This window comes from Chromohalobacter beijerinckii (genome assembly GCF_023061185.1).
Taxonomy (GTDB): domain Bacteria; phylum Pseudomonadota; class Gammaproteobacteria; order Pseudomonadales; family Halomonadaceae; genus Chromohalobacter; species Chromohalobacter beijerinckii.
The window spans coordinates 169,844-192,123 of sequence record NZ_JAKGAK010000004.1 but is presented as its reverse complement, the minus strand read 5'-3'; the positions used below and the strand labels follow the sequence as shown (position 1 = coordinate 192,123).

22 protein-coding genes are annotated in these 22,280 nt (G+C 59.3%); 5 read left to right on the top strand and 17 right to left on the bottom strand.

The features are described from left to right. The first annotated feature begins 12 nt into the window (after positions 1 to 12). Entirely contained in the window at positions 13 to 1,059 is a 1,047-nt protein-coding gene (dinB, locus tag L1075_RS05910; protein ID WP_040241549.1) for a DNA polymerase IV, read from the top strand. A 9-nt stretch (positions 1,060 to 1,068) separates the two neighbouring features. Here dinB and purU read toward each other — a convergent pair whose 3' ends face one another. Continuing rightward, a complete protein-coding gene (gene purU, locus L1075_RS05905; protein ID WP_040242102.1) occupies positions 1,069 to 1,923 on the bottom strand; it encodes a formyltetrahydrofolate deformylase in 855 nt (284 codons plus the stop codon). A gap of 171 nt (positions 1,924 to 2,094) precedes the next feature. On the opposite strand from purU, the gene L1075_RS05900 reads away from it, so the two are divergent. Then, entirely contained in the window at positions 2,095 to 3,777 is a 1,683-nt protein-coding gene (locus tag L1075_RS05900) for a ribonuclease J (protein ID WP_246894478.1), read from the top strand. Between the two features lie 56 nt (positions 3,778 to 3,833). Here the strand turns inward: L1075_RS05900 and L1075_RS05895 are convergent, their stop codons facing one another. From L1075_RS05895 to L1075_RS05850, 10 genes are all read right to left on the bottom strand, one after another. Next, positions 3,834 to 4,130: an H-NS family histone-like protein gene (locus tag L1075_RS05895; protein ID WP_040241550.1), complete on the bottom strand. Its 297-nt coding sequence runs from the start codon at positions 4,128 to 4,130 to the stop codon at positions 3,834 to 3,836. Between the two features lie 176 nt (positions 4,131 to 4,306). After that, positions 4,307 to 5,296 carry a GTP 3',8-cyclase MoaA gene (gene moaA, locus L1075_RS05890; RefSeq protein ID WP_040241551.1) on the bottom strand — a complete coding sequence of 330 codons (990 nt, stop codon included), beginning with the start codon at positions 5,294 to 5,296 and terminating at the stop codon, positions 4,307 to 4,309. After that, entirely contained in the window at positions 5,293 to 5,751 is a 459-nt protein-coding gene (moaE, locus tag L1075_RS05885; RefSeq protein ID WP_040241552.1) for a molybdopterin synthase catalytic subunit MoaE, read from the bottom strand. The genes moaA and moaE overlap by 4 nt, the downstream gene beginning before the upstream one ends. Before the next feature lie 10 nt (positions 5,752 to 5,761). Then, complete coding sequence (moaC, locus tag L1075_RS05880; protein ID WP_246894477.1) at positions 5,762 to 6,541, bottom strand: cyclic pyranopterin monophosphate synthase MoaC; 780 nt, start codon at positions 6,539 to 6,541, stop codon at positions 5,762 to 5,764. Next, the gene (gene moeA / locus L1075_RS05875) at positions 6,538 to 7,809 is read right to left on the bottom strand and encodes a molybdopterin molybdotransferase MoeA (RefSeq protein WP_246894476.1); all 1,272 of its coding nucleotides are present in this window, start codon (positions 7,807 to 7,809) and stop codon (positions 6,538 to 6,540) included. The genes moaC and moeA overlap by 4 nt, the downstream gene beginning before the upstream one ends. Further along, positions 7,806 to 8,372 carry a molybdopterin-guanine dinucleotide biosynthesis protein B gene (gene mobB / locus L1075_RS05870; RefSeq protein ID WP_246894475.1) on the bottom strand — a complete coding sequence of 189 codons (567 nt, stop codon included), beginning with the start codon at positions 8,370 to 8,372 and terminating at the stop codon, positions 7,806 to 7,808. The genes moeA and mobB overlap by 4 nt, the downstream gene beginning before the upstream one ends. Positions 8,373 to 8,517: 145 nt before the next feature. Continuing rightward, complete coding sequence (gene mobA / locus L1075_RS05865; protein ID WP_246940686.1) at positions 8,518 to 9,117, bottom strand: molybdenum cofactor guanylyltransferase MobA; 600 nt, start codon at positions 9,115 to 9,117, stop codon at positions 8,518 to 8,520. A 96-nt stretch (positions 9,118 to 9,213) separates the two neighbouring features. Continuing rightward, positions 9,214 to 9,882: an ABC transporter ATP-binding protein gene (locus tag L1075_RS05860; RefSeq protein ID WP_246940683.1), complete on the bottom strand. Its 669-nt coding sequence runs from the start codon at positions 9,880 to 9,882 to the stop codon at positions 9,214 to 9,216. A gap of 29 nt (positions 9,883 to 9,911) precedes the next feature. Beyond that, positions 9,912 to 10,619: an ABC transporter permease gene (locus tag L1075_RS05855; RefSeq protein ID WP_040241559.1), complete on the bottom strand. Its 708-nt coding sequence runs from the start codon at positions 10,617 to 10,619 to the stop codon at positions 9,912 to 9,914. A 15-nt stretch (positions 10,620 to 10,634) separates the two neighbouring features. Then, positions 10,635 to 11,483: an ABC transporter substrate-binding protein gene (locus L1075_RS05850; RefSeq protein WP_075370267.1), complete on the bottom strand. Its 849-nt coding sequence runs from the start codon at positions 11,481 to 11,483 to the stop codon at positions 10,635 to 10,637. A 205-nt stretch (positions 11,484 to 11,688) separates the two neighbouring features. Between L1075_RS05850 and L1075_RS05845 the strand changes: the two genes are divergently transcribed. From L1075_RS05845 to L1075_RS05835, 3 genes are read left to right on the top strand one after another with little or no spacing between them, the layout of a single operon-like run. Next, complete coding sequence (locus L1075_RS05845) at positions 11,689 to 13,050, top strand: sigma-54-dependent transcriptional regulator (RefSeq protein ID WP_246940680.1); 1,362 nt, start codon at positions 11,689 to 11,691, stop codon at positions 13,048 to 13,050. Continuing rightward, entirely contained in the window at positions 13,047 to 15,143 is a 2,097-nt protein-coding gene (locus L1075_RS05840) for a sensor histidine kinase (RefSeq protein ID WP_246940679.1), read from the top strand. The genes L1075_RS05845 and L1075_RS05840 overlap by 4 nt, the downstream gene beginning before the upstream one ends. A gap of 58 nt (positions 15,144 to 15,201) precedes the next feature. Then, on the top strand, positions 15,202 to 15,789 hold the full coding sequence (locus tag L1075_RS05835) for a cupin domain-containing protein (protein WP_246940675.1): 588 nt from the start codon (positions 15,202 to 15,204) through the stop codon (positions 15,787 to 15,789). A gap of 3 nt (positions 15,790 to 15,792) precedes the next feature. On the opposite strand, the gene L1075_RS05830 is transcribed toward L1075_RS05835, so the two are convergent. The 6 genes from L1075_RS05830 to L1075_RS05805 form a co-directional block, all read right to left on the bottom strand. Next, positions 15,793 to 17,034 (bottom strand): uracil-xanthine permease family protein, encoded by a 1,242-nt coding sequence (locus L1075_RS05830; RefSeq protein ID WP_246940671.1) that lies wholly within the window; start codon positions 17,032 to 17,034, stop codon positions 15,793 to 15,795. Positions 17,035 to 17,325: 291 nt separating this feature from the next. After that, positions 17,326 to 19,068 (bottom strand): ABC transporter substrate-binding protein, encoded by a 1,743-nt coding sequence (locus tag L1075_RS05825; RefSeq protein WP_246940670.1) that lies wholly within the window; start codon positions 19,066 to 19,068, stop codon positions 17,326 to 17,328. Positions 19,069 to 19,125: 57 nt separating this feature from the next. After that, positions 19,126 to 19,398, bottom strand: a complete 273-nt coding sequence (locus L1075_RS05820; RefSeq protein WP_040241577.1) for a DUF2160 domain-containing protein — start codon at positions 19,396 to 19,398, stop codon at positions 19,126 to 19,128. 12 nt (positions 19,399 to 19,410) lie between these two features. After that, complete coding sequence (locus L1075_RS05815) at positions 19,411 to 20,307, bottom strand: carbohydrate ABC transporter permease (protein WP_246940667.1); 897 nt, start codon at positions 20,305 to 20,307, stop codon at positions 19,411 to 19,413. A 1-nt stretch (position 20,308) separates the two neighbouring features. Further along, the gene (locus L1075_RS05810) at positions 20,309 to 21,187 is read right to left on the bottom strand and encodes a carbohydrate ABC transporter permease (RefSeq protein WP_246940664.1); all 879 of its coding nucleotides are present in this window, start codon (positions 21,185 to 21,187) and stop codon (positions 20,309 to 20,311) included. Then, the gene (locus tag L1075_RS05805; protein WP_040241586.1) at positions 21,180 to 22,280 is read right to left on the bottom strand and encodes an ABC transporter ATP-binding protein; all 1,101 of its coding nucleotides are present in this window, start codon (positions 22,278 to 22,280) and stop codon (positions 21,180 to 21,182) included. The genes L1075_RS05810 and L1075_RS05805 overlap by 8 nt, the downstream gene beginning before the upstream one ends.

The following is a 22,280-nucleotide window of genomic DNA, read 5'->3' as shown; positions in this document are numbered from 1 at the left end:
ACGCCGTTCATCATGCGCAAGATCCTTCACGCCGATTGCGACTGTTTTTATGCCGCCGTGGAAATGCGCGACGATCCAGCGTTACGCGATATTCCCCTAGCGATCGGCGGCAGCCCCGAGACACGCGGCGTTGTCGCCACCTGCAATTACCCAGCGCGCGCCTTCGGCATCCACTCGGCGATGCCCATGGCGCGTGCCATGCGCCTGTGCCCGCACCTGACGCGACTCTCCCCGGACTTCGAAAAATACCGAGCTGTCTCGGCGCGCATCCAGGCACTGTTCCATGAGCTGACATCACTGGTGGAACCCTTGTCCCTCGACGAGGCCTACCTGGATGTCAGTGAGGTCACACGCTTCCAGGGAAGCGCGACCTGGATGGCCGAATGGCTCAAACAAGAAGCACTGGCGCGGACGGGTATCATCATCTCGGTGGGCGCAGCGCCCAGCAAGTTCCTCGCCAAGCTTGCCAGCGACTGGGACAAACCCGATGGGCTATGTGTGATAGCTCCGGATGAAGTCGAGCCTTTTCTCCTCGCCTTGCCCGTCAAGCAGCTGCACGGCGTGGGCCCAGCGACGGCAGCCAAGCTCGAGGCACTAGAGATCGTCACCTGCCGCGACCTGCGCGAATGGCCGCTCGAATCTCTGGTCGAGCGCTTCGGCAAATTTGGGCGTCGGCTATTCGAGCTAGCGCGTGGCATCGACGAGCGCCCGGTACAGATCGAGCGAGAGCGCAAGTCCGTCAGCGTGGAGACGACTTATCATCGCGATCTGCCCGATCTGGCGACGTGTCACGACGCTCTCACGACCTTGATCGAACGCCTGGTGGCGCGACTGAAACGGCATGGCACGCCGGCCATTCACAAGCTGTTCGTCAAGGTCCGCTTCGATGATTTCAGCAGCACGACTCTGGAAACCACGGGTCGCGAGGCGTTAGCGGCGCGTTTTCAAGCCTTGCTGGACGGCGCCTGGACGCGCGGCGAACGCCCCGTGCGTCTGCTCGGAGTCGGCGTGCGCCTGACGCCCGAGGAGCAGCGACGCCAGATGACACTCTTTGACTGAGCCTCGCGCTCAAGCAAAGACGACCGTCTTGTTGCCATGGATCAGGACCCGGTCCTGCAGATGCCAACGTAGCCCCCGTGCCAGCACGGCTTTTTCGACGTCACGTCCCAGACGCACCAAGTCCTCGGCGGTATGGCAGTGCGTCACGCGCTGTATGTCCTGCTCGATGATGGGCCCCGCGTCGAGCTCTTCGGTGACATAGTGACACGTCGCACCGATGAGCTTGACGCCCCGCGCGTAGGCCTGATGATAAGGCTTCGCCCCAGCGAACGAGGGCAAGAAACTGTGGTGGATATTGATGATCCGCCCGGCGTATCGCTGGCACAGGTTGGGCGGCAGAATCTGCATGTAGCGTGCCAGCACCACCGTGTCCGCCCGAGCCTCTTCGACCAGCGCCTCGACCCGAGCGAATGCCGCCGCTTTGTCGTCTGCATCGACCGGCACATGATGAAACGGAATACCATGCCATTCGACCAGCGCGCGCAGCGCTTCATGATTGGAGATCACGCAGGGGATCTCGCAATCTAGCTCACCCGCGGTCCAGCGGTACAACAGATCGACCAAGCAATGCGAAGCACGCGAGGCCATCAGAACGACGCGCTTGGGCTTTGCGGTATCGCTCAGTTTCCAATCCATCGAGAACTCATCAGCAATGGCGGTAAAGTCGTCGCGCATCGCATCGATACTCAGCGGCAAAGACTCAGCCTTGATTTCGTAGCGCATGAAAAAGCGCCCGGTGGCCAAGTCCGAATGCTGATTGGCCTCCGTAATCCAGCCTCCGTGACCGGCAATATAACTGGATACGCGAGAAACGATGCCCACGCGGTCGGGGCACGAGACGATAAGACGATACGAATGGGACATGCGCGCTACCATCAATCCTGAAATGAGGTGGTGAACGGCACTCTCTTGAGGGAGGCACGTTTCACCAAAGGGCGCCTATTGTAGCGAATTCGATCATGACAAGAAGCCTCGATTGTGGCCGCGCCGGGGCATCCCGTATAGTGATGGACATCTTCACGTTAAGGGATAACGATGTCCCAACCACGCATCCAGATACGCGCCCGCCGCAAGCCTCCCCTTCAGATACTGCCCCTCGGCGGCTGCGGTGAAATCGGCATGAATTTCACCCTTTACGGGCATCTTGACCACTGGATCGTGGTCGACTGCGGCATGATGATTCGCCAGGACCTCCCACAGGCGCCCTTGCAAGTACCCAATGTCGACCTCTTGCCTTCTCAGGGTATCGTCCCTCAGGCAATCCTCGTCACGCACGGACATGAAGACCACATCGGCGCGATTGCCTGGCTGTGGCCCCGTTGGCAATGCCCTATCCATGCGACGCCACTGGCCGCCGGTTTGCTGCGCCTGCGCTTCGCCGAGCAGCAACTGCCCACTGATGCGATTCACGTCATCACGCCCGACGAGGCCATGCAAAGCGGTCCTTTTGATATACGCTTTTTGCCGCTGCCGCACTCGATTCCCGAAAGCTGTGCCCTGCTCTTGGCGACACCCGATCACCGTATCCTGCACACCGGCGACTGGAAGCTCGATCCCGAGCCTTTGATAGGTGATCCCGTATGCCCGCAGCGTTTCCAGGCACTGGCGCCTATCGATCTCGTCGTCGGCGATTCCACGAATGCCCCCGTCTCCGGACACTCCCGCAGCGAAGGCGACGTCGCGCGCGCGCTTGAAACGACGATCGGCGCTTGCCCCGGCCGCGTGATCGTCAGCTGCTTCGCCAGCAACCTGGCGCGCGTCCTGGCACTAGGCCGTGCCGCCAAGGCATGCGGACGACGCGTCAGCCTCATGGGGCGCTCGATGGAGCGCATGGTGAATGTCGCCCGGGGGCTTGGCTATCTCGAGGACTTCCCCACCCTGGTCCCCGTTCGCGACCTTGGTTATTTACCGCCCGAAGAGGTGCTGGTCATTGCCACCGGCAGTCAGGGAGAACCACGCTCGGCCCTATCGCGCCTGGCCCAGGGACAGCACACCGATTTCGAACTTCAGCCCGGCGATAGCGTGATTTTCTCGGCCAAGGCGATCCCGGGTAACGAATTGCTGATCGAGCGGTTACAGGCCGGACTCAAGCGCGCCCACGTCACCCTTTACGATGAACGCAATCACCCCGAGCTACATGCCTCGGGACATCCTGCACAGGACGAATTGCAACGCCTTTATGGCTGGCTCGCTCCCCGACGCTTGCTGCCCGTACATGGCGAATTCCAGCACCAACAAGCGCATCGTGTCCTGGCGGAATCGCTGGGTATCGAGGTGCCTTGGATCCCGCGCAACGGTGATATGCTTCGCTTCGATAACGAGGGTCTGAGCTGTCTTGCACGCCACTCGCTGGCGCCGCATATCGTCACTCAGAATCGCATTCATCCCCTAGAAGGATTGCGCGCTCCCGCCATGTCGAGCATGCATCGCCGCAGCGGCATCTTGAGTTTGACGCTTCCGGTCGTTCGACAGCCGGCGGGGTGGGCTCGCGTGGGCCGTTTGTTATGGGACACGAGCCACGACTTGGCATTGGACGACACCGCCCTCGCCGATTGGCTCGATGACCAGTTGGCCATGCATGAGGCGGATACTATCGCCAAGTTACGTCAGCAATTGCACGCCCCCTTGATGCATTGGCTCGACGAGCACCTGCGTCATCTCCCCGACGTCCATCTGCATATCATGGCCGCAGAAGAGACCTCGCCTCTCGACTCATGACCCGATATGAAAAAACGGACCCTACGGTCCGTTTTTTAACGTTCTACGCGCAACACTTACTGCTTGCGTTCCTTATCTTTTTTCGGCGGACGCCCCCGACGCTTGCGCGGCTGTTCGGACATCAAATCGTCCATAGAAAGGCCGGCATCGCTCATCGCTTCACGAATTTCCGCCAACTTACGCTCTTTATCGGCTTCTTCGGCTTGTCGCTTATGATCTTCCTGCTGCTTCTGTTCGATCACTTCACCGATGACTTCCGACAGCTTGTGGAGCTGCTCCATGCTGAGCTGTCGCGCGGCAGCGCGAGCCACGTTTTTATTTCGCGCAATGCGCTCCAGAGTATCAGTGGACATTTGCCTCCTCCATTTAAAATAACCAACCTGCAGCATAACGCCTTGGCGTTTCTGAAAAGTATATGACTCGAACTTGGTTTAGCAAGAAAATAATGTTCTCAATACAAGTCGAACCTTATAGCTTTATGGTCAGGAGACGCATCACACTACCGCGCATAAAGGGTACGTACAAAAAATTATCCGCCCGTCATATTCATGAAGCGCACGATATCGACATCACCGTCCGTGCGGAAATGATGGCGCTCGGGTTTCAATGGCATGGCCTCGACGATGCGCTGCTTGAGGCGCTCCATATCACCGGGATAACGCCGCAAAACCTCGCGTAGATCGACCGAATGCTCGTTGCCGAGACACAGTAACAAACGCCCTTCCACCGTGACCCTTACCCGGTTGCAGGTGTCGCAGAAATTATGGCTGTGCGGTGAAATGAAACCGATACGCGAATCACTATCCGGCATACGGAAATAACGCGACGGCCCCAAGGTATTCTCGGTGGTCGGCAACAGCGGATAACGCGATGCGATGGCCGCGTGCACATCATCGCTGGAATAAAAGGTTTCTTCGCGCGAATGATCGGAGACGTCGCCCAGCGGCATTTCCTCGATAAAGCTGATATCCACGCCTTCTCGACGCGCGAAGTCGACCAGATCAAGAACTTCATCGTCGTTACGCCCCTTGAGCACGACGGCATTGAGCTTGATACGCTCGAATCCGGCATCGCGCGCGGCACGAATACCGGCAATGACATGTTCGAGATTGCCGGTGCGCGTCAAGCTGCGGAAACGCTCGGGGTCGAGTGAATCAATGCTGATATTGAGGCGCTGCATACCGCCTTCCCGCAATGCCTTGGCATGCTTGACCAACCCCGCGCCGTTAGTGGTCATGGCGAAGTCCTTGAGGCCCGGAAGCGCGCCGACACGCGACACCAGATCGTCGATGCCACGTCGTACCAGCGGCTCACCGCCGGTCAAGCGAATCTTTTCCACGCCCAGTTCGACGAACGCACGCGCCACCTGCTCGATCTCTTCAAGCGTCAATATCTGTGCACGCGGCAGAAACGTCATGTCCTCGCTCATGCAATAGACGCAGCGAAAGTCACAGCGATCCGTCACCGAGATACGCACATAGCGAATCTGGCGCTGAAAATTGTCGATCAGCTCGGTCATGCTTCCTCCCAACGGTCCGCGTCCCGCGCGTCACTGTCACGCGCCGAGACCCAATACGTCCCGCTTGCAGTGTGTTCTTTCTTCCAGAATGGCGCACATGTCTTGAGGTAGTCCATCAGAAAATCGCACGCATCGAATGCCGCACGGCGATGGGCACTCGCAACCATGACCATGACGATGGGGTCACTTGGCAACAAGCGGCCGACACGATGCACAATGCGTATCCCATCGAGCGGCCAGCGCGACGTCGCCTGCTCAGCAATGTCACGCAGCGCCGCCTCGGTCATGCCAGGATAATGCTCCAGCGACAGGGCCTGCACGTCCGGGCGCTCATTGAAATCGCGCACCAGGCCAGTGAAGGTCACCACGGCACCGATATCATGACGCCCCGCCAGCAATTGGCGCTGCTCCTCCCCCACATCGAAGACCGGCGACTGCACACGCACATCGATCATGACTGCCTCCTCACCCACCGGTGACCGGTGGAAAAAACGCCACTTCATCCCCATCGGCGAGCGACGTTCCATCATGTGCCATGGCATGGTTAACGGCACACAGAATGCGCGCAGCGGACAAGGCCGCGAAGCGGGAATCCTGTTTCTCAAGAGCGGCCTTGAGACTGGCGACATCGGGTCTTTTCAGCGATGCAACCGGCACTTCCACCTCTTCAATATCCAGTCGCTCGCGCAATTCGGCGAGGAGCTTGACGCGTATTGCGGCGATTTCGACGGATGGGGTTTCGAACGCTTCGCGCGTCGCGGATTCATCCTCGGAAGCGCGGTGCCAATCACCGGACTTGCCGCCCGTCTTGTGCTCCAAGCGCACGCCTTCGACCATCATGTCCCTGTCGACCGCCTTGCACATATCGTAGAGGGTCAGACACGCAACCGAGACCGCGGTCAGCGCCTCCATTTCCACACCGGTGCGGCCCGCCAGACGGCAGCGTGATTCCACATGCACACAAGAAGCCGCATCGTCGAGGCGAAAATCGACGCTCACCTTGGACAGCAGCAACGCATGACACAAGGGAATCAGCTCATGCGTGCGCTTGGCGGCCTGAATGCCGGCGATACGCGCCGTGGCCAGCACATCGCCTTTGGGCAAGCCGCCCTCGGCCAGCAATGCCAGCGTTTCTGGGCGCATGACGATGCGTCCGCTTGCCACGGCCTCGCGCTGCGTTTCGGCTTTGTCGCCAACATCCACCATGTGGGCTTCGCCACGTGCATTGAGATGGGTCAAACTCATGTCAGGTCACCGAACGGTTGTATCGTCACCGGCGTACCCGCCTCAACGGCGGCACATCCGTCACCGATTTCGATAAGGCAATTGGCCGCCACCATCGAGCTCAGAATGCCCGATCCCTGGCGGCCTGTGGTACGCACCCACAGTTGACCGGCGTCATCACTTGTATAAATACCACGATGGTAATCGACACGTCCCTCACGGCTTTTCAATGGCTCGCCGGCCAGCGCCGTGAGACGGGACGGTTGCCAGTCATGCTCTCCCTGCATGCGCCGTAACATAGGTTGAACGAACTGCAAGAACGTCACCATGACCGCCACGGGGTTGCCGGGCAGCCCGAAGAAAGGCACCGTCACGCCCCCCGTTTGATGGATACGACCGAACGCCAAGGGTCTTCCCGGACGCATGGCGATCCGCCATAACCCCAGCTCGCCGATAGCCGTAAGCGCGGGCTTGACCCAATCGGCTTGGCCGACCGACACGCCCCCGCTGGTTACCACCATATCCGCCTCGTGGGCCGCCGCCGCGAGGGAGACACGCATGCTGTCAAGATTATCCTGCAGGATGCCCAGATCGATGACCTCGCAGCCCAGGCGGCTCAGCAGACCTTGTAACGAAAAACGGTTGGTATCGTAAATGCCGGCGGGCGGCAGCGACTCGCCCGGCGCCGTGACTTCATCGCCGGTAGAGAACACTGCCACGCGTAGCGAACGGAATATCTCGACCTCCGCGTATCCCAGTGAGGCCAGTAACCCCAAGTGCTGCGGCCGTAACCGTGTCCCTGCACTCAGTGCATGCTCGCCGCGAGCAATATCTTCGCCGGCCTGGCGCACGTTCTGCCCACGCCGTACCCGCTCGGAGTGTTCGACACGGATGCGATCGGGGATGCCACTATCGACGAGCTGCTCGCTCATGACGACGGTATCTGCGCCGGCCGGCAGCGGCGCTCCGGTGGTAATCCTCACCGCCCCGCCTAACGCCAGCGATGTTGTCAACCGCGTACCCGCCAAGACATCACCGACCACGTCCACGCGCATGTCGCCTCCCGGCACGTCATCGGGCCACGCCAGCGCGATGCCGTCCATCGCGGCGTTGGTATTCTGCGGCACGTCGATTGGCGACATGACATCCACCGCCAACACTCCGCCACAGGCCGACGCCAAGCTAACCCGACGCGTGGTGACCGGTGGCGGCGTCATCGCCGCCAGGGCCTCGAGCGTCTCATCGACGCTGAGCATGCGCTCGCCCAGTTCAAAACACGATAAGGTCATGACGTCTCCCGGGGACCGCGACGCATCTCGGGCCAACGTTGCGGCCAGGCCTGCAACCAGTCGACCAAGGCGTCATGATCGTCCATCGACAAGCGCTCGACACCTCCCGGCAGCGCAATATTATCGGGCGTCGCCACTGCCCGCACCCAGGGGTCATCGGCCGCCATCAGCGGCTTCTGCAAGGCCTCGCGATGCAGCTCCAGCTTGGGTAAAGGCCAGGCTTTGAAGCCTTCGACCAGGATCAAATCCGGCGCCAAGGGCAGAACATGGGGGATCAGCGCCGCTAGATCGGCTTCCTCACGTTCGGGCGTTTCCATCATCATGGCAAAACGCTTGCCCGACGCCACCAGCATTGGCATCGCGCCAGCGTGACGCAGGCGGTAGCTATCCTTGCCAGGGCGGTCGATGTCGAAGGCGTGATGGGCATGCTTGATCACGGCCACCTGCATTTCTGCATCGGCTAATCTGGGCAAAAGTGCCTCAAGCAGCGTCGTCTTGCCGGTCCCACTCCAAGCAGCGATACCCAGCAGCGGCGTGTCTAGCGTATCAAGCGATAACGTCATCGCGTTTTGTCGTCCTCATGCCAATTCGTCGAGGGAGAACCATCCATAGATAACAGGAGGCAACAAACATGCCGAGCAACCACCCTTAGTGCGATGATGAATTGCCTTGGCTCTCCGATAATCACACAGGAAGGCAGCTCCCGGGTCAAAACGACCCACCAGAGCGCCAGCGCCGCTCCATAACGTCACGATCATCGGGAGAGTTGAGGTTGGCGAACGCCTCGGGCTGATCGGAAAAATCGACATGACACCAAGGGTGGCGCGCATACCAGCGATCTATCTTGCGCTCGCCATCGCGCAAAGCAGCCCCGAGATCGTCGCGCAGCGTGGCGTCGATCAAGGCCACCACGGGATGCGCCCGCTGGCCATCGTGTGCAACCGCGATACGCTGCTCGCCGAGCCCTTGCTGCATGCGCAGCGCTAGATCCGTCGGCAGAGCCGGAGAATCGCAAGGCACGAATAATGCCCAGGGCGTGTCTATGGCACATAACGCACTCCACATACCCATGAGCGGCCCGTGATAGCCTGTCTCGCGGTCGCTGATGAGCGGGTACCCCAGCGCCCGATAACGCTCGAGGCTACGATTGGCATTGATCGCGATGCGACCGACCTGAGGCGCCAGACGGTTCACCACGTGCGCGATCAAGGGTTCGTCCGCAAACGACTCCCAGCCTTTATCGCGGCCACCCATGCGACGCCCTTCGCCTCCCGCCAATATCACGGCGGTCACTTCATCCTCGTGCATGCCTACCACTCCCGCGCTGGCTACTCATTCCACCATCATACGCAGCTTCGGTGCACACGCCGAGCCACTTACCAGGTGCGTACGGCAATGACGACGTCACACCGCCACACCCTGCTTGAAGGCACTTACCTGTAGGCATCGTTGTTCGAGGCTCCAGTACTCGTCGCAGCGCTCGGTCAATACACTGGGTTGATGTGCACTGAGTACGATGGCGCAGCCCACCTCATGCAGCGACGAGATCAATGCACTGACATCAGCAATAGCCTGACGATCAAGGCTGGCAGTGGGCTCGTCGAGCAGCAACACGCGTGGCGACAATAGCCAGGCCCGCGCCAACGCCAATCGCATACGCTCACCGCCAGACAGCGAGCGGGCCCGTTGCTCTGCATGTGCGGCTAGGCCACAGTGTTCCAGCATCGCCGCCACACGATCACGGGCCATTTCTCCGCGCCAGCCGTGCCATCGGGCAACATAGCGCAGATTGCCTGCGACACTGGTATCGAAGAGATAGGGCTGTTGGTGAAGATAGAGCACGCGCCCTGGGCAAGGTGGCGTGACGGCAGACATCGCGCCCGCCAACGTCCAATGTATGGTGCCTTGGCGGGGCGCCTCCAACCCCGCCAGAAGACGCAGCAATGTCGTCTTGCCGCTACCATTATCGCCGCGCAGGTGCACCAGCGAGCGCCCCTGCCAGTATAGGTAAGGTATGTCCCATAGCGCCGGCTGACGGTCGAAGCCATGGGCAAGATGGCTTACCTCGAGCATGAACATTCCCCTCGATGGATGGTGCGCGATCAAACACTTACGGTTTGATGACCGCGGCCGCGCATTACGCCCAGCAGTACATTGAGCACCAGCGCCAGCAGCAACAGGACGAGCCCCAGAGCAAGCCCCTGGGCGAATTCACCCTTGAGCGTTTCCAGAGCGATCGCCGTAGTGATAGTGCGCGTGAAATGCTCGATATTGCCCCCGATCATCACCGCGCTGCCCACCTCGGCAATGATGCGTCCAAATGCGGCCAGCACGGCGGCAATGACCCCGAAGCGCGCTTCGCGGATCAACACCCACAGAGATTGCCACCATCCAGCGCCTAGTTGCCGTGCCGTTTCCCAGGCACGCTGATCGATGCTTTGCAGCGTGCTGTGCAACATCGCTGTCAATACCGGCATCGCCAGCAATATCTGGCCGAGGATCATGGCACGCTGGGTAAACAGGAGACGCAACTCCCCCAGTGGGCCACTGCGCGATAGTAGCATGAACAACACCAACCCCACCACCACGGTCGGCACGGCCATGAACGTATTGACCAACGATATCGCGAACCAGCGACCAGGAAAGGCAACGCGCGCCAGCAGCAAGGCAATTAACAACGAAGGCGGCAAGGCCACGAGTATCGCCGTCAGCGAGACACGAAACGAGACGCCGATGATTTCCCACAAGGCTGGGTCGAGGGAGACCAGCAAGTGTAGCGCCTCCCTCGCCGTGTTCATGAGTTCGTGCATCGACGCCTCCGAGCGTCAGTCACTTTCATGGACGGCGCTAGTAGGATCGACCTTCTCACCGGCGCTGGCATGGAACAAGGCCTTGTCATTGAGTCGGAAAGCGTCGATCAGGTCTTGTCCTTCGTCGGAAATCAACCACTCGGCCAAGGCCCGTGCGCCCTGGGTATTGAGGCCGTCATAGCGTTCGGGATTGACCAGGATGACCTGATACGGATTGAACAACGCCGTATCGCCTTCGACCATGATCTCGAGATCGAGCTTATCTTTCATTGCCAGCCAGGTGCCGCGATCCGTCAATGTATAGCCTTGTAATTCACTGGCCATTTTCAGCACTTCCCCCATGCCTTGCCCTGCAGCGCGAAAGCCTTCGAAGTCAGGTGTTACGCCGGCCTCAGCCCAGAGATGCTTTTCTTTCTTGTCGGTGCCGGAGTCATCGCCACGTGAAATAAACGTCGCGCCTTGATCCGCCACAGCGGCAAACGCGCTAGTGGCATCATCGCCACCATCGATCCCGGCAGGGTCGTCGGACGGCCCTACGATCACGAAATCGTTGTACATCACACCATGCGGTTCGACACCGTAATCGGCATCGACGAAGGCCTTCTCCGCAGCGGGCGCATGGGTCAACACCAAGTCGACATCGCCGTCACGCCCCAGACGCAGCGCTTTTCCGGTGCCTACGGGGATGACCTGGATCTGATAGGGATGATCTTCTTCGAACTTGGGCAACAGGTAATCCAGCAACCCAGAATTGTAGGTGCTGGTGGTGGTCGCCAAACGAACGGTATCGGCGGCCTGGACCCCGGACACCAGCAACAACGATAGCGCCAGGGTAGCGAACAGCGAGAGACGGCGTGTCAACATGGGAACCCCTCATTATTGTCGAGTCATGAACATGCCCAACTCTCCTTGCAATTGGTATGCCTGACGTGACCACGCTGCTAAAAACGGGGACAATTGCCGGATTACATCGCGCCTTTTACCATGAAAATAATCCAGGTGCGTAACGAATGTAACAAATTGACCCAATGACGGGACACTATGTCCCGCCACGCAGGGAATGTCGCCCATGACCGCATCCACCGAACTGCCGACCGCCTCCGTGTTGATCGTCGATGACGAGCCCGGCATGCGCAACTATCTTGCCAAGGCCTTGGCACCGCGCTTCGCGCTGGTTGAGGTCGCCGACTCGCTCAGCGCCGCGGAAGCCTTGCGTCAGCGGCTACACTTCGATCTGCTGTTGGTCGACATCCGTCTCCCTGACCGCTCGGGCATCGAATGGCACGAGGCGCTCGGTCCCGAACGGCGTAGCGATATCATCTTCATGACCGCCTACGCCGATCTCGACATGGCGGTCCAGGCACTGCGCGCCGGGGCCAGCGACTTCATCATCAAGCCGTTTCGCCTCGAGCAGTTGCAAAGCGCCGTCGACCGTTGCCTAGCCCAACGTCGCCTAGCGCGCGAGAATTTCGTGCTCCAGCGCGAGACCCAGCGCCTGCACCACCCCGATGAGAGCATGATCGGAGATAGCCACGCCATGGCTCAGGTCAGAGCGATCACCGAGCGCGTCGCGCCGACACCCTCGGCCGTCTTGATCCATGGCGAATCGGGCACCGGCAAGGAACTCGTGGCCCGCGACCTGCACCGCCTCTCGGGGCGATTCGGCGCCTTCGTGCCTCTCAACTGCGGCGCCATCGCCGGCGACCTTCTGGAATCGGAGCTTTTCGGTCACGTCAAGGGCGCCTTCACCGGCGCGGTCAAGACCCGTGAAGGGCTGTTCACCTATGCCGATGGCGGCACGTTGTTCCTCGATGAAATCGCCGAGATGCCGTTGGCAATGCAGGCCAAGCTGCTGCGCGTACTCGAAAGCAAGCGCATTCGTCCGGTGGGCAGCGAGCAAGAGCAACCCGTGGACGTGCGTATCCTCGCCGCTACCCACCGCAACCTGCAGCACGAAGTCAGCGAGGGACGTTTCCGTGAGGATCTCTATTTTCGCCTCAACGTTCTTACCTTGACGCTCCCCGCGTTGCGCGAACATCCGGAAGATATTCCTGCTCTGGCCCACCATTTCTCTCGTCAGCTATCTCGCGATCTGGGGCTCGCCGCCCCGCCATGGCAGCATGCCGACCTTGAGCGTCTGATGCATTATCCTTGGCCTGGCAACATCCGCGAGCTCAAGAATTTCATCGAGCGTTGCATTCTGCTCGGCCAACTACCGAGCGACATGCTCGATGAGGTGGCTACCGCGCCCAACGCCGTTGGCACGAGTGGCTATCCCAGCGACTGGTCTCTGGAAGCCGTCGAGCGTGCGCATATATTGGATGTGCTAGAAGTCCATGGCCATAATAAATCCAGTGCCGCCCGCGCGTTGGGCGTATCGCGCAAGACCCTCGACCGCAAACTCAATGCCTGGCAAGACTTGAACGCATGAAAGGCTTACGCCGCTGGTTGCGCGCCTCGATTCGACGCCGACTGTTGTGGCTCGCCTTCGCCCCGCTGGCCTTGCTGATACTCGCCCTGGCGGGACTCACGGCGTATTGGACCTCAACGTACAACGACCGCCAGTTGTATATGAAAGTGCGTGCCGACCTAGCCGTTGCCTCGCGCGTTCTAGACGGTGTGAGCCAGCAACAGCAAGCGCGCCTCGAGGAATTGGCGCGCAGCCACGCGCTCGCCTCGGCACTGCAGGGCGAAGGATCTCAGTCACTCGAGGCACTGCTCGACGAAACGCAAAACGCGATGCAACTGGACTGGTTGCGCGTGGTACCGCTCGCGGCACTAGAGGATAGCCCCGAACTGCAACGCCGCTTGCAAACATCAGACAATGCGCAAGGCATGTCAGGACTGGACGTTCTCACGGCACCGCGTCTTGAAACACTGTCCTCGGGGCTCGCCCGACGAGCACGCCTTGCGCTGCGCGACACACCGCAAGCGGCTCCCAGCGATCGTCAGCGCGAGACGCGCGGCATGGTATTGCGCACGCTGTATCCCATTCATGACGGACAAGGAAACCTGCGTCTTCTCCTCGATGGCGGGCGCTTGCTCAATGGCGATGCCGAGCCCGTGGATGAGATCCGAGACCTGGTCTATGGCCCGGGTACGCTTCCCGAAGGCAGCACCGGCAGCGTCACCTTGTTTCTCGATGACGTGCGCATCGCTACCAACGTGCGCCTGGCCAACGGCGAACGCGCCCTCGGCACGCGCGTCTCCGAGCCCGTCAGCCGCCAGGTTCTAGAACGCGGCGAGCGTTTCATAGACAACGCCTTCGTGGTCAGTGGTTGGTACGTCGCCGCCTATGCTCCACTCGAGTCACTAACCGGTCAGCGTATCGGCATGATCTATGCCGGCTTTCCCCTGGCGCCCTATGAAGCCCTCTACCGAGACACACTGCTGCAGGTCGGTGCCGTTTTACTCGTCATCATCCTGATCTCGGGCTTGATGGTCATTCGCGGCGTCGACGCCCTCGCTACCCCGGTGCGCCGGATGCATCGCGTGATACACGGCATCCGTGAGGGGCAGCACCTACGCATCGGCCATCTGGATAGCCAGGACGAACTGGCAGAACTGGCGCATGAATTCGATGCCATGCTCGACCGCTTGGACGCCCATCAGAACGCCTTGCAACGTGCTGCTCAGACCCTCGAGCGACGCGTCGAGACACGGACCCAATCGCTGACCGAGAAAACGCGCGCACTCGAGGAGCACGTCACCTTGCTCAAGCAGGCGCGCGCCAGCCTGATGACCCAGGAAAAGCTTGCCGCCCTAGGCGAGATGACCGCGGGTATCGCGCATGAAATCAACAACCCTGCCGCGGTGATCCTCGGCCACGTGGAGTTACTGGCCGATAGCCTTGGCCCCGATGTCGCCCCCGTGCGCGACGAAGTCGACACTATCATCGCCCAGGTCGAGCGTATTCGTGCGCTGATCGATAACCTGCTGCAATATTCGCGTGCCGGTGGGCATGAGCCTGCCTTCGTCGCCGAAGACATCAACGCCATCGCCGCCGGTACCGAGCTCTTGATCCGACACGCTCTCGACAAGCACGGCCACCGCCTGATCAGTTCACTGCACGCCACTAGGCGCGCCGAGTGCCATCGCGGTCAATTGCAACAGGTGCTGATCAACGTGCTGCTCAATGCCACTCAAGCCAGCACCTCGCCGATGAACATTCATCTGGCGACACGCGACACCGTGCGCGAGATCCCCGAGCACGGATGCCTCGACGGCGTCGAAATACGCGTCGCCGACCGAGGGCCAGGCATTCCGCCCGAGCTACGCGGCCGAATTTTCGATCCGTTCTTCACCACGCGCGAAGCGGGCTCCGGGCTTGGGCTGGCTATCAGCGCGGGCATCGTACGCCGCAGCGGCGGCGAGATGTGGGTCGCCTCGGCACGCGGTCGCGGCACGATCTTCCACGTCTGGCTCCCCTGCCAGGCGTTCCCAAGCGGCGCCGAGGAAGCCACCACGCGCAAACTGATCGCATCGCTCAGCGACATGTCCTCACCTTCCTCACGCGGCGGTTAAGATCGCCGCGCCGAGGCGCTATCATGGCTCGGTAACGTCTCATCACAAGGGATCATCCATGAGCGGATTCGACGTCGGCGCACGTCTCAAGCAATTGCGCATGTTGCGCGACTTATCGCAACGCGAGCTGGCAAAACGTGCCGGCGTGACCAACAGCACGATTTCACTCATTGAGCAGAATAGCGTGAGCCCTTCGGTGAGCTCGCTGAAGAAGATCCTCGATGCCATGCCGGTTTCGATCAGCGAATTCTTCGCCGGCGAGGAAACCAGCCCTCAGGAAAAGGTCTTCTACCGGGCCGAAGAATTGACAGAAATCGGCGACGGCAACCTCTCTTGGCGCCTGGTCGCCGCACGCCACCCCAGCCGTGGCATGTCGATCATCCACGAGCATTATCCGTCGGGCGCCGATACCGGCGAAGACATGCTCGAACACGAAGGCGAAGAAGGTGGCGTCGTCATTACCGGTACCATCGAGCTCACCGTCAACGGCGACACGCAATGCCTTCATGCGGGTGACGCTTACTATTTCGACTCGCGCCTGCCGCACCGCTTTCGCAATCCCGGCGACGCGGACTGCGTCATCGTCAGCGCCAACACCCCGCCGGGCTTCTCAGAAGGCGGTGCGAGCACACATCATCGCCGTTAGGTGTCATTCATGTTCGGCGGCCTGCGGCAAGATCCAGTTGAGGACGATGCCAACCAAGGCGGCCAGACTCACGCCCTGCAAGGCATATTCGCCACTGCCAAGCTGCATGCCGCCGATCCCGAAAACCAGAATCAACGACACCACTACGAGGTTGCGCGGCGCGGTCAAGGACTGGCCACCACGCACCAGAGAGTTCATTCCTACTACTGCGATAGAACCGAACAACAGCGTCATGATGCCGCCCATCACCGGCGTGGGAATGGTTTGCAGTAACATACCGAGCTTGGAGACGAACGCCAGCACGATGGCGGTACAGGCCGCGACGATCATGATCGCCGGATTGAAATTACGGGTCAGCGTTACCGCTCCGGTGACTTCCGAATACGTCGTGTTGGGTGGCCCGCCGAAAAGCGCCGCCACGGAGGTCGCCAAGCCGTCTCCCAGCAAGGTGCGCTTCAACCCCGGTTTTTCGAGATAGTTGCGCCCTGTCACCGAGCCGATCGCTACCATGTCACCGATATGTTCGATTACCGGCGCAATGGCCACCGGAATCATGAACAGGATCGCCGCCATGCTGAACGTCGGTGTCACGAAATCGGGCCACGCCAGCCAGGCGGCTTCCTGAACCGGCGTCAGATCGACCACGCCCATCGCCAACCCCAGCGCATAGCCCACGACGATCCCGCCCATGATCGGGATCAGACGAATCAAGCCTCGCCCGAAGACCGCCAATATCAGCGTCACCAATAGACTCACCATCGACAACGTGATGGCCTGAGCGTACCCCATGTCGCTGTTCTCCCCCGTCGCCATGTCCACCGCGACGGGTGCCAATGCCAGACCGATGACCATGATCACCGGCCCTACCACCACAGAGGGCAGCAAGCGATGCAACCAGGCGGTGCCTTTCAAGCGCACGATCTGTGAGATCACCACATAGACGAGCCCCGCAACGAACAATCCGCCCAGCGTGGCGGGAATGCCATAGCTGGCTACCGAACCTTGAATGGGCGCGATGAAAGCAAACGAGGATGCCAGGAACACCGGGATGCTGCGTTGCGTGACGAACTGGAAAATCAAGGTGCCAATGCCCGCCGTGAACAACGCCACGCTTGGGTCCAGCCCCGTCAAAAGCGGCACCAGTACCAGGGCTCCGAACGCTACGAATAGCATCTGTGCGCCTACTAACAGGGTGCGCACCGGGGTATCGGCCGGCGTGCCTGAAGCCACCGTATCGTCGGTCATGAAAAACTACTCCTAGCATTGGCGGAGGGAAGGAAGAAAGAAAACGCGCGGTATTCTAGCAATCCCGAGCGTTAAATCGCAGCCGCCACGGCCTCAAAGCTCTGATGGGGAGCTTACCGAGCTCGTTCTTTTTTGGTCTGCATGGCTGGTCCTTGTTTTCAAAGCAAAAGGCCCCGCTCGATATGCATCGAGCAGGGCCCAGGTCCCGTTCAGGCAACCGGTTACACAATCTTGAGCTGCCACGGGCGTACCCGGGACAACGCCAGGCGAGTCAGATGGTCTGTTCGCCAATCATTCTTGTGAACCGGTGGCCATCCATGCCTCCATCATCTCGTCATAGGGAACGGTGGTACCCTGCGGCATCTCATCATCCAGCTTCGCCTTGGGCGAACCCGGCTGGTCGAGCCAGTACTGAGGGTCACGTTCCTCGTTGAGGTTGGGGGAATACGTCTCGAAGACCTTCGCCCGAGCCAGGCGACTCATGATGCTGTCGAGGTCTCTGGCCAAGTTGTCGAGCGCCTCTTTGGGTGCAATATCGCCGCTGACAGCCGGTGCCAAGTTCTGCCACCACAACGGTGCCATGCGTGGATAGTCCGGTACGTTGGTGCTCGATGGTGTCCAATTGGCAGCGTTGGGGCTGCGATAAAACTCCACCAAGCCGCCCAGCTTAGGCGCCATTTCGGTCATTTTATCGGAGAAGACATCAGACTCACGAATCGGCGTCAGACCCGCCAACAACTTCTCGAGCGAGACGGTTTTGGAAACGGTGAACTGAGCAAAAAGCCAGGCAGCCGTACGCCGGTCTTCAGGGGTGGAGTCGAAGAAAGTCCAACCCCCCACATCCTGATAGCCGACTTTCATGCCCTCTTCCCAATATGGACCAGTCGGTGACGGTGCCATGCGCCACTTGGGATTGCCTTCATCATCGGTGACCGGCAGATCAGGCGCCGTCATGTCAGCCGTGAACGCGGTGTACCAGAATATTTGTTGGGCGACGTTGCCTTGAGCCGGCACCGGCCCAGCCTCACCGAACGTCATGCCGCTGGCTTCAGGAGGGGCATACTTATCGAGCCAATCCACCATCTTGGTCACAGCGAAGACCGAAGCCGGCGAGTTGGTCGCCCCACCCCGGGAAACACTCGCTCCGACAGGTTGGCTCTGCTCGTTGACACGAATACCCCAGTCGTCAACCGGGTTCCCAAATGGCACACCGGGGCTTCCCATCCCCGCCATGGAGAGCCAGGAGTCGTGGAACCGCCATCCCAGCGAGGGATCACGACGACCGTAATCCATGTGGCCATAGACCTTGGTGCCATCAATCTCACCGACATGCTCGGTGAAGAACTCGGCGATGTCCTCGTAGGCGGTCCAGTTGGTCGGCACGCCCAGGTCATAGCCATAGAGATCGCGGAACTGGTTCTGCAGATCCTCGCGCTGGAACCAGTCATAGCGGAACCAGTAGAGGTTGGCGAACTGTTGGGTAGGTAACTGGTAAACGCTACCATCCGGGCCAGTGCCATACTGCAAGCCCATGAAATCGTCGAGGTCTAGTGTCGGCAAAGTATAGTCCGCCCACTCGTTCTTCATGGCCTCGGAAATATTGACGGTCGTACCGTAGCGGATATGCGTCCCGATGGAATCCGTGTCATTAACGTAGCCATCGTAGATATTGCGACCCGACTGCATCTGGGTCTGCATATTATTGACGACATCGCCCTCGCCGATGATGTTATGCGTCAACTCGATGCCGGTCAGCTCGCTGAATGCTTCAGCCAGCACGTCACGCTCATAGACATGCGTCGTCAAACCTTCGGCAACGGTGTTGATCTCCATTCCCTGAAAGGGCTTGGCCGCCTTGGCAAACCACATCAATTCTTCAATCTGTTGCTCACGCGTCAGTGTCGATTCTTGGAAGTGTTCATCCACCAATCGCTCGGCGATAGCTCGGGTATCTTGCTCATCGGCGTGCACGCTACCACATGCCAGCATGACACCTGCCGCGAGTAGAGAGAGCCGCATTGTTGTCGTTTTCATATTGACCTCTTTGGTTGTTGTCATCCGTTCCTGGACATTTAGCTCCATCCCTTTCTGTCAGCCCCAGCGCATCAATACCAGTAGCCAGAGCACTGATACCCCCAAGGCCAGCCAGATACTCAATGGGGTGAAGCCCACTACCACCAGATGGATATAGGCCGCGCTGAGCAGTCCTATGAAGAACCGATCGCCGCGCGTGGTCGAGATCGGCAAGAAGCCCTTACGCTCGACCGTCGGTGAGATGATTTCCCAGGTGGTCATCGCCGCCAGCATGGCGGCAATGACCACGAAGAAGACCATCGTAGGTGTCGTCCAGACCATCCATGCCATGTCGCATACTCCTCAGGTACGGCCCAGAGCAAAGCCCTTGGCGATGTGATTGCGAACGAAATAGACCACCACGATACCCGGCAGAATGGTTAGGGCGCCGGCGGCGGCCAGTGTCCCCCAGTCGATTCCTGAGGCGCCCTTGGTCTGGGTCATCACCGAGGCGATGGGCTGGGCACCCGTAGAGGTGAGAGTGCTGGCCAGTAGCAGTTCCACCCAAGAGAACATGAAAAGAAAGAACAGGGTCACGCCAATACCGGAGCTGATCATGGGAATGAATATCTTCACGAAGAATCGCGGAAAGCTATAGCCATCAATGAAGGCGGTCTCATCAATTTCCTTGGGGACACCGCTCATGAAACCTTCCAGAATCCACACGGCCAGCGGAATATTGAACAGACAGTGTGCTAAAGCAACCGCCACGTGAGTATCGAAAAGTCCTACGGTGTAATACAGCTGGAAATAAGGCAGCAAAAAAACTGCTGGTGGCGCCATCAAATTAGTCAACAACCAGAAAAAAAGATGTTTGTCGCCAATGAACTGATAACGACTAAAAGCATAGGCCGCCGGCAGAGCAACCACGATACTGATCAACATGTTCATCAACACATAGGTAATCGAATTGATGTAACCCATGTACCAGCTGGAATTTGTCAAGATCTTGGCATAGTGCTCGACGGTAAAATCTTCCGGCCACAGAGTCAGTCCGCCAAGGATCTCACTGTTGGACTGAAAGGACATATTGAGTAGCCAATAGACCGGTAACAGCACGAACACGATGTAGGCGGCCATTAGCCCCCGGCGTCGCCATTGACGGGGAGCCGAGCGGGCCTTGCGTCGACGCCGGTTATCGGCAACTGCAGCACGCTGACGCACTTCTTCAGGTGTTTTCGGCAATGACGAAGCACTCATCTCATGCCCCCTTGTTGTTGTCTTTCTGCATGTTCATGATCGCGGTGTAGAACACCCAAGTGACCAGTAGAATGATCAGAAAATAGATAAGTGAAAACGCCGCCGATGGTCCTAGATCCTGCTGCCCAATGGCCATGGTCGTCAGCGACTGACTGAGAAAGGTCGTGGAACTACCGGGCCCCCCGCCGGTCAGCACGAAAGGTTCGGCATAAATCATGAACGAGTGCATGAAGCGCAGCAGCACCCCAATCACCAGTACGTTGGTGAGCTTGGGCAACTGGATATAACGGAACACAGCCCACTTCGAGGCGCGATCGATACGCGCTGCCTGGTAATACGCATCCGGGATCGAGCGCAGGCCGCTGTAGCAGAGCAAGGCGATGAGCGATGTCCAGTGCCAGACATCCATTAGGATAATGGTCACCCAGGCGTCCACCGGGTTCGAGGTGATGTTGTAACCATAGCCGAGCTCGCGCAGGCTCCAGCCCATCAGGCCGATGTCGCCGCGAGTAAATATTTGCCAAATACTGCCCACTACGTTCCAAGGAATCAGTAATGGCATGGTCACCAGAATCAGCGCGGCCGATGCCTGCCAGCCCTTCTTGGGCATGATCAGTGCGACGCCAATACCCAACGGTACCTCGATGGCCAGGATAGTCAGCGAGAAGGCAAACTGACGCAGCACAGCCGCCTGCAAAGCAGGATCGTTGAGCATCTCCTTGAACCATTCGGTACCTGTAAAGAACCGTGTATTGGCATCGAAGACGTCCTGGACCGAGTAGTTCACTACGGTCATTAGCGGTATGACGGCCGAAAAGGCCACCAACAGCAGCATGGGCAGAATCAACCACCACGCCCGGTTGTTATGGACTTTATTCATGGTCGATCTCCACGCGATATTCATCGACGTAAAGCCCGAGGCGCTCATCGGGGAAGCGCAGCCAAGCCTTACCGGTCGGGGTCATCTGGTCTTCTTCGATACGCGCCTTGAGCGAGATGCCACCAAGGGTCAAATAAACAATCGAATAGGTTCCTAGATCCTGAGCGTGATCCACTTGAGCCGGCATCCCGTCTTCCACCGGATCGGTATGCACCTCAATGAATTCAGGCCGGATTCCCAGCTTGATGCTGGAAGACGTCGCTTTCTCGATGGCATCTCGAACCCCTTGCCCCACCGTGAGCGCGGTATCGCCTGCCCAGACCACGCCATCGCGAGCGGAGACGTCCAGAAAGTTCATGCCCGGACTACCGATAAAGTAGCCGACGAAGGTGTGATTCGGTGTCTCGAAAAGCTCTCTAGGAGTACCGAACTGCACCACCTGGCCCTCGTACATCACGGCGATCTTGTCAGCGAAGGTAGAGGCTTCGAGCTGGTCATGAGTCACGTAGACCATGGTGATCTGGAAACGCTGGTGAATCTCCTTGAGCTTACGTCGCAATGTCCACTTAAGCTGCGGATCAATAACCGTCAAAGGCTCATCAAACAAAATGGCCGAAACATCATCACGCACCAGGCCGCGACCCATGGACACTTTCTGCTTCTCATCCGCCGTCAAGTTCTTGGCCTTGCGCTTTAGCTGGGAGGTCAGTTCCAAAACCTCAGCCACTTCCATGACACGCTCATGGACCCTTGTCTCAGGAGTCTTTACATTGCGCAGCGGAAAGGCCAGGTTGTCGTAAACTGTCATCGTGTCGTAGATGACAGGGAACTGGAAAACCTGAGCTATATTGCGTGCTTCGGGTGTCAACGCATTGACTACTTCACCATTAAAAAGTACTTCGCCACTCGATGGCTCTAGCAAACCGGAAATGATATTGAGCAACGTCGATTTACCGCAGCCCGAAGGCCCCAACAGAGCATAAGCACCGCCCTGCTGCCAGACATGATTCATCTCACGAATGGCATAGTCTTGAGGTGACTGGGGGTTCGCCGAATAGGTATGCGCCAGGGATTTCAGGGTGATCTCGGCCAT